The sequence below is a fragment of the Bauldia sp. genome (genome assembly GCF_020442045.1).
GTDB lineage: Bacteria > Pseudomonadota > Alphaproteobacteria > Rhizobiales > Kaistiaceae > Bauldia.
This window is the reverse complement of record NZ_JAGRLA010000165.1, coordinates 20,434-27,117: the sequence shown is the minus strand read 5'-3', so window position 1 is coordinate 27,117 and position 6,684 is coordinate 20,434. Positions and strand designations below refer to the sequence as shown.

At 67.5% G+C, this 6,684-nt stretch carries 7 protein-coding genes; all 7 read left to right on the top strand.

Going from position 1 to position 6,684, the window contains the following annotated elements:
* On the top strand, window positions 1-849 hold an 849-nt coding region (locus KDJ86_RS18500), incomplete at its 5' end, for a calcium-binding protein (RefSeq protein ID WP_367116849.1).
* Between the two features lie 232 nt (window positions 850-1,081).
* Window positions 1,082-2,383 (top strand): ABC transporter substrate-binding protein, encoded by a 1,302-nt coding sequence (locus KDJ86_RS18495; RefSeq protein ID WP_291749257.1) that lies wholly within the window; start codon window positions 1,082-1,084, stop codon window positions 2,381-2,383.
* A gap of 62 nt (window positions 2,384-2,445) precedes the next feature.
* Window positions 2,446-3,330, top strand: coding sequence for a carbohydrate ABC transporter permease (locus KDJ86_RS18490; protein ID WP_291749254.1), 885 nt, complete (start codon window positions 2,446-2,448; stop codon window positions 3,328-3,330).
* Window positions 3,327-4,214, top strand: a complete 888-nt coding sequence (locus tag KDJ86_RS18485; RefSeq protein ID WP_291749251.1) for a carbohydrate ABC transporter permease — start codon at window positions 3,327-3,329, stop codon at window positions 4,212-4,214. The genes KDJ86_RS18490 and KDJ86_RS18485 overlap by 4 nt, the downstream gene beginning before the upstream one ends.
* Window positions 4,211-5,089 (top strand): ROK family protein, encoded by an 879-nt coding sequence (locus tag KDJ86_RS18480; RefSeq protein ID WP_291749249.1) that lies wholly within the window; start codon window positions 4,211-4,213, stop codon window positions 5,087-5,089. The genes KDJ86_RS18485 and KDJ86_RS18480 overlap by 4 nt, the downstream gene beginning before the upstream one ends.
* On the top strand, window positions 5,086-5,832 hold the full coding sequence (locus KDJ86_RS18475) for a GntR family transcriptional regulator (protein WP_291749246.1): 747 nt from the start codon (window positions 5,086-5,088) through the stop codon (window positions 5,830-5,832). Before KDJ86_RS18480 ends, KDJ86_RS18475 begins: the two co-directional genes overlap by 4 nt.
* 28 nt (window positions 5,833-5,860) lie before the next feature.
* Window positions 5,861-6,652, top strand: a complete 792-nt coding sequence (locus tag KDJ86_RS18470) for a sugar isomerase domain-containing protein (RefSeq protein WP_291749244.1) — start codon at window positions 5,861-5,863, stop codon at window positions 6,650-6,652.
* Window positions 6,653-6,684: the final 32 nt, after the last annotated feature.

Below are 6,684 nucleotides of genomic sequence, written 5' to 3'. Positions count from 1 at the left end.
GCCGCCAACGACAAGATCAACGTCACCGACGAGATAGGCTCCTTCAAGCACGGCGGGGTGCTGGCCAACGACGACGATCCCGACATCAAAGACGTCTTCGCGGTGACGGCGGTCGGCGCGATCGGCGCGGCGGCGGCGGGCCCCGGAACGGTGCTGCCACCCGAGTATGTGCCGCAGTCGCCAGGGAGCGCGAGCTTCAAGCCGGACAGCGTGACGGTCGATTTCAATCCCTATTTCAAGTTCCTTGCCGCTGGCGAGAGCGTCACATTCAACGTGCCCTACACGATGAGCGACGGGCATGGCGGCTTTTCGACGGCAATCATCGTCACCACGATAACCGGCACCCCGACCAAGACATTCGTCGGCACGAAGAAAGCCGACCAGATGCTCGGCGAAAACGACAAGGACAAGATGTTCGGCGACAAGGGCAACGACGTCATTTTCGCCCGTGCCGGAAAAGACAAGGTCTATGGCGACAAGGGCAACGATACGCTGGTCGCAGGGCTCGGCAAGGACAAGCAGTTCGGGGGCAAGGGCAAGGACACCTTCGGCTTCACGGACATTGCCGATTCCGGACCGAAAGGCCCCCAGCGGGACAAGGTCTTCGATTTCACCAAGGCCGATACCATCGACCTTTCCGCGATCGACGCCAAGACGAGCAGCGTCGTCGACGATCCCTTCAAGTTCATCGGCAAGAAAGGCTTCCATGGCAAGGAAGGCGAGCTTCGCTATGACGTGAAGAAGGGCAACGTCATCATTTCCGCCGACGTCGACGGCAACGGCAAAGCGGACTTCTCGCTCCAGCTCCTGCATGTGACGAAGGTAACGGGCGGAGACTTCGACCTGTAGCGGCCCGGTCAATATCTCCGGCACCGCGCCTCCTGGAGGCCCGGTGCCGAATGTGCCCATCTGGATCTCATCAGACGTCATCGCCGCCCCCTCCGGCAGACCGACCGCGCGCCAAGGGTCGCTCCTGGCGCGCGAAATCCGCGACCTTCGCCGCCTAAACCGAACGGCTTGCGTAGAACGATATGTCGTTATAACGTCATTATGTCAATTTCGACCCTGAGGGAGATCTGAAATGCGTGCCCGTACCTTCACAGGAGCCGCCGTCGCCGCGGCAACCCTGCTCTTCGCGGGGACTGCCCTGGCTGAACCGGTAACCATCTCGTTTCTGACCCACTGGCCGCCGGAGACCGTCGCCAAGCTCGAGGCCGCCGCCGAAAAGTACAAGGAAGCCAATCCCGACGTCTCGGTGGCGGTACGGGCGGTGCCGTTCGGCGACCTGCTCACCACCCTTCGCTCGCAGGGCGGCGGCGCGGGCGGCGCCACCATCGCCGGCATCTACGATCTCTGGCTCCCCGAGCTTGTGCGCGACGGCCTCGTCGCGCCGGTGCCGGACACGATGGCGAGCGGCGTCAGGGAAGCCTGGCCGGCTGGCGTCGTCGCCGCGGCGAGCGTCGGGGGAACGCTCTATGGCTTCCCGAACGAGATCGACGTCTATGCCCTGAACTACAACAAGAAGCTGTTCGAGGAAGCCGGGATCGCCGCGCCGCCCAAGACCTGGGACGCGTTCCTCGACGCCGCCGCCAAGCTGACCAAGAAGGACGGCGACACGACCACCCAGCAGGGCTTCGGCATGATCAACTCCTGGGCGGCGGGCGTCGTGCATCCCTTCGCCTCGCTGCTCGCCTCGAACGGCGGCGAGCTGATCGCCGACGGCAAGCCGGCCCTCGACAGCGAACCGGCGACCCAGACCTTCGAGCTCTATGAGAAGCTGATCAAGGAGGGCTATTCCAACCCGCATATGGCGACCGCCGACGCCAACACCACCGGCCCCTTCCTCGACAACTTCGTCTCGGGCAAGACCGGCATGATCATCATGGCCAACTGGTGGGAAAGCGCGCTGAAGGCCGGCATGGGCGACAATTTCTCCGACATCGCCACGGCGCCGATCCCGGTCGGGCCCTCGGGCGACAAGCCGCGGTCGATCTCCTATTCGTGGATGACGATCGTCAACGCCAACGCCTCGGATGCCGAGAAGGCCGCTGCCTTCGGCTTCCTCGACTGGCTGAACGGGCTGGAATCGGGCCCCGATGGCGCGAGCGCCATGGGCGACATCCTCGTCTCGATGGGCATCCTGCCGTCGCGGACGTCCGACGTCGCCGCCTTCGGCGATCGGCTCGCCACGCCGTTCCTCGCCGGCTATGTCGATGTCCTCGCCGATGCGCGGCCCTTCCCGGTCGTGCTCGGCGGGCAGGAATTCACCGAGGCGCTGCAGATGCAGCTCGAGGCGATCCAGTTCGGCCAGGCGTCTGCCGCGGATGCCCAGTCCAGCGCCCAGGCCGACGCGGTCGAGATCCTCGAGCGCGCGGCGCGCTGAGGCGATAACGCAAATCCGGCCGGCGGTGACCCGCCGGCCGCCTTCCTCGAAGACGGGACCGCATGCGCCGATACCTTCCCATCGTCGGGCTTCTCGGGCCAAGCGGCGCCCTGATCCTCGTCTTCATCATGGTGCCGATCGCGCTGACGCTATGGCTTTCCGTCCACCAATGGTCGACCCAGACCGGCTTCGATACCGCGAGCTTCGTCGGCCTCCGGAATTTCGAGGACCTGTTCGGGCCGACGTCGGTCGGACGCGATTTCCGCCGCGCCTTCGTCAACACCGCGGTCTATTCGGGCCTGTCGATCGCGATCATCCTGCCGCTTTCGGTGCTGTTCGGGCTGCTCGTCTACCAGACCCGCGTCCGGGGCGGGGAGGTGCTGCGGACCATCCTCTTCTCGACCTATATGGTGCCGTCGATCGCGGTGGCGCTGGTGTGGTCGAAGCTCTATTCGCCGACCGAGGGACCGTTCAACCAGATGCTCGGCTGGATCGGCATCGGGCCGCAGTCGTGGCTGTCGTCTCCCGACACCGCGCTGCAGTCGCTGGTCTATCTCAACGTCTGGCAGCAGGTCGGCTACTTCACCGTGCTGATCGTCGCCGGGCTGACGCAGATTCCGGAAGTGGTCTACGACGCCGCCAAGGTCGACGGCGCCAATCCATGGCAGACCTTCTGGCGGATCACCCTGCCGCTCCTGAAGCGGGCGCTGCTCTTTTCCGCCGTCATCTGCCTGATCAACGCGGTGCAGGTCTTCGAGCCGGTGGTGCTGATCACCCAGGGCGGGCCGGTCGGCTCGACCAATGTGCTGACCTTCCATATCCGCCGGGTCGGCATCGAGCGGGCCCAGGGCGGGCTCGGGTCGGCCATGGCGGTGATGCTGCTGCTGACCCTCGTGGTCACCGTCGTGGCGCTCTTCGCCCTGGCCCGGAGGACCAACGACGAATGATCGCCGCGGCTGCCACCACCGCCGGCGCCGCGCGGCGCCTCGTCCGTCCCGAGCGTCCCTTCGGATGGTCGGAAGCGGCGCTGGTCCTGCTGATCATCGTCGTTGCCGTCGCCGCCGCCTTCCCACTGGCCTGGATGGTGCTGTCGAGCCTCAAGACGCCGGCCGAGACGATGCAGACGCCGCCGGTGTGGTTCCCGGCGACGCCGTCGCTCGACGCCTATGACGAGGTCTCGGGCGTGATCACCGCCGGGCGCTCCTTCCTCAATTCGGCGATCATCGCGACGCTCACCACCGGCGGCATCATCGTCACCAGCCTGATGGCCGGCTACGCCTTCGCCAAGTACCGGTTTGCGGGGCGCGGGCTGATCTTCGGCCTGATGATCGCCACCATGTTCCTGCCGCCGATCGTGACGCTGATCCCGCTCTACCGGCTGGTCTCCTCGATCGGGCTCGACGGCAGCCTCGCCGGCGTCATCGTTCCGAACCTCGCCAATGCCTTCGGCATCTTCCTGCTCCGCCAGTTCATCATCGGCGTTCCGGACGAGCTGATCGAGGCGGCGCGGATCGACGGCGCTTCTGAGCTCAGGATCGTCTTCCAGATCGTCGCGCCGGCCATCGCCCCGGCGATCGCCGCCCTGGCGCTCTTCGCCTTTGTCTATCACTGGAACAGCTATCTCTGGCCGCTGACCATCCTGCAGGGCAATGGCGACGCCTATCCGATCGTCCTCTCGCTGTCGCGGCTGCTCAGCTACAATCGCGGCGCGATGAATACCGGCCTGGTGATGGCCGGCGCGACCATGGCGGTGCTGCCGCCGCTGGTGCTCTTCGCCTTCCTGCAGCGCTTCTTCGTCGCCAGCATGGTGAGCGCGGGGGTCAAGGGATGAGCCGGGTGCTGGCCATCGACCTTGGCGGGACGCGGCTTCGCGCGGCGCTCGCCGATGCCGTTGGCCCCGTCGATATCGAGGAGCTCGGTTCCTGGCCGGCCCCGGAGGGCCTCGACGCCTTCGCCGCGAAGCTCGGCGCGCTGCGCGCCGAGGCCGGACCGGTCGCCGGGCTCGGGATCGCGGTGCCGGGCCTCGTCGAAGGCAGCCGCTGCCGGTGGATACCGAACCTCCCATGGCTCGACGGCGTCGACCTGGCGGAGCTGGTGCCCGACCTCACGGTGGCGGTCGGCAACGACGCCCAGTTCGCCCTCGTCGCCGAGGCGGCGCATGGCGCGGCGGCGATGCTGCGCAACGCCGTGCTGCTGGCGGTCGGCACCGGGATCGGCTCGGCGGTGCTGGCCGAAGGACGGATCGTGCGCGGCGCCCATGGCGGCGCCTGTTCCTATGGCTGGGCGACCGCCGATCCCGATGACGCGGGCGAGGACCGCAGCGGCTGGCTGGAGCGGGCCGCCGCCGGCCGCGCCCTCGACGCGCTCGCCGGGGAGCTCGGGCTCGCCGATGGCGCAGCATTGATGCAGGCGGCGCGGAACGGCAACGCGGCGGCGCTCGAGGCCCTCGACGGCCCGGCGGCCGCGCTCGGCGCGGCGATCGCCTCGGCCGTCGCGCTCCTCGATCCCGAGGCGGTGCTGCTTGCCGGCGGCGTCGCGGAGGCGGCCGACGTCCTCGTCCCGAAAATTCGGGCGGCCGCATCGCGCCATCTGCCGCGCCATCTCCGCGATCCCGAAATCCGGGTTGGCACCTTCGGCAGCCGGGCCGGCATCGTCGGCGCCGCGGTCGCCGGAGCGGCGGGACGCGAATGGTGGAGGATCCGATGACCGAAACGAGCCTTCCGCAACTGGACCGGCGGAAGCCGGAGCCGCTGTGGCACCAGGTCGAGCAGGCGATCCGCGAAAGGATCGAGAGCGGCGAATGGCCGACCGGCAGCCGCATCCCGGCCGAGGACCGCCTCTGCGACATGCTCGGCGTCAGCCGCATCACCGTGCGCCACGCGATCCGCAACCTCGAGGAATCGGGGCTGCTGCGGCGCGAGCATGGCCGGGGGACCTTCGTGCGGAGCGCCGCCGCGGTCAGCGCCGGTACGCGCGACCTGACCAGCTTCACCGCCGAGATGTCGCGGCTTGGCCTCGTCGCCGATTCGCGGGTGCTGGCGGCCGAGACCGTTCCGGCCAAGGCCGATATCGCCGCCGCGCTGGCGATCGAGGAAGGCGCGCCGGTCGTCCGTATCCGCCGGCTGCGCATGGGCGGCAGCGAGGCGATCGGCGTACAGACGACCCATATCCCGGCGGACCGAATCCCCGGCTTCCTCGACGATGCGCCGTTGGAGGGGTCGCTCTACGCGCTGCTCAAGGCGCGCTACGGTATCACGCCGGACGAGGCGCACGAGGTCTATCGCGTGACGCTGGTCGACGAGGACCATGCGCCGCTTCTCGAAGTCGCCGCGGGGTCTCCGGCCTTCGTCATCGAGCGGGTCAGTTCCGACGACGACGGCCCCTTCGAATTCACCATCTCGCTGATGCGCGGCGATCTCTACGAGATCCGCGCGACGCTCCGTTCATGATCCATTCCAGTCCAACAGGAGAATCCAAGTGTCTGACCTCTATACCGGCCGCCTTGTCGAATTGATCGCCAAGGCATCGAGCGTCAATGCCGAAGCTTTCGAGGCGGTCTCCGCGCGGCTTGCCGACACTCTGGAGAATGGCGGCCTGATCCATCTCTACGGCTCGGGCCATTCGGTGCTGCCCTGCCAGGAGGCCTTCCCGCGCTATGGCAGCTATATCGGCTTCAACCCGCTGACCGACCCGCGGGTGATGTGGCACAACGTGCTCGGGCCGGGCGGCGTCCGCGAGCTGCTGTGGCTCGAGCGGACCGAGAAATACGCCGAGAAATACCTCGACCAGCAGCCGCTGAATGCCGGCGACTCGATCGTCATCTTCGGCCATAGCGGCCGCAACGCCTCCGGCATCGACACGGCGCTCTATGCCAAGGAGCGGGGCATCTTCGTCGTCGCGGTGACGAGCAGGAACAACCTCGACAAGCCGGCGACCCATTCCTCGGGCAAGCGGCTCGCCGATGCCGCCGACATGGTGATCGACACCTGCGCCCCGATCGAGGACGCGATCGTGCCGATCGAGGGATGGAGCCGCCCGGTCTCCGGGTCATCCACCGTGCTGGCGATGATCATGATGCATGAGCTGATCGCCCGCACCGCGCAGGCGCTCGCCAATCGCGGCATCGAGCTGCCGGTCTTCGCCTCGCCGACGATCGAGGGCGTGACGCTGCACGACACCGACATCATCTACGGCGCCTATCGCGAGCAGCTGATCAAGGCGCAGGAGAAACACCTGCCGGCCTACCAGGCGAAGATGAAGGGAGGATAGCGGCTGCCATCGGGCGGAAGGGCAAGGCCCCT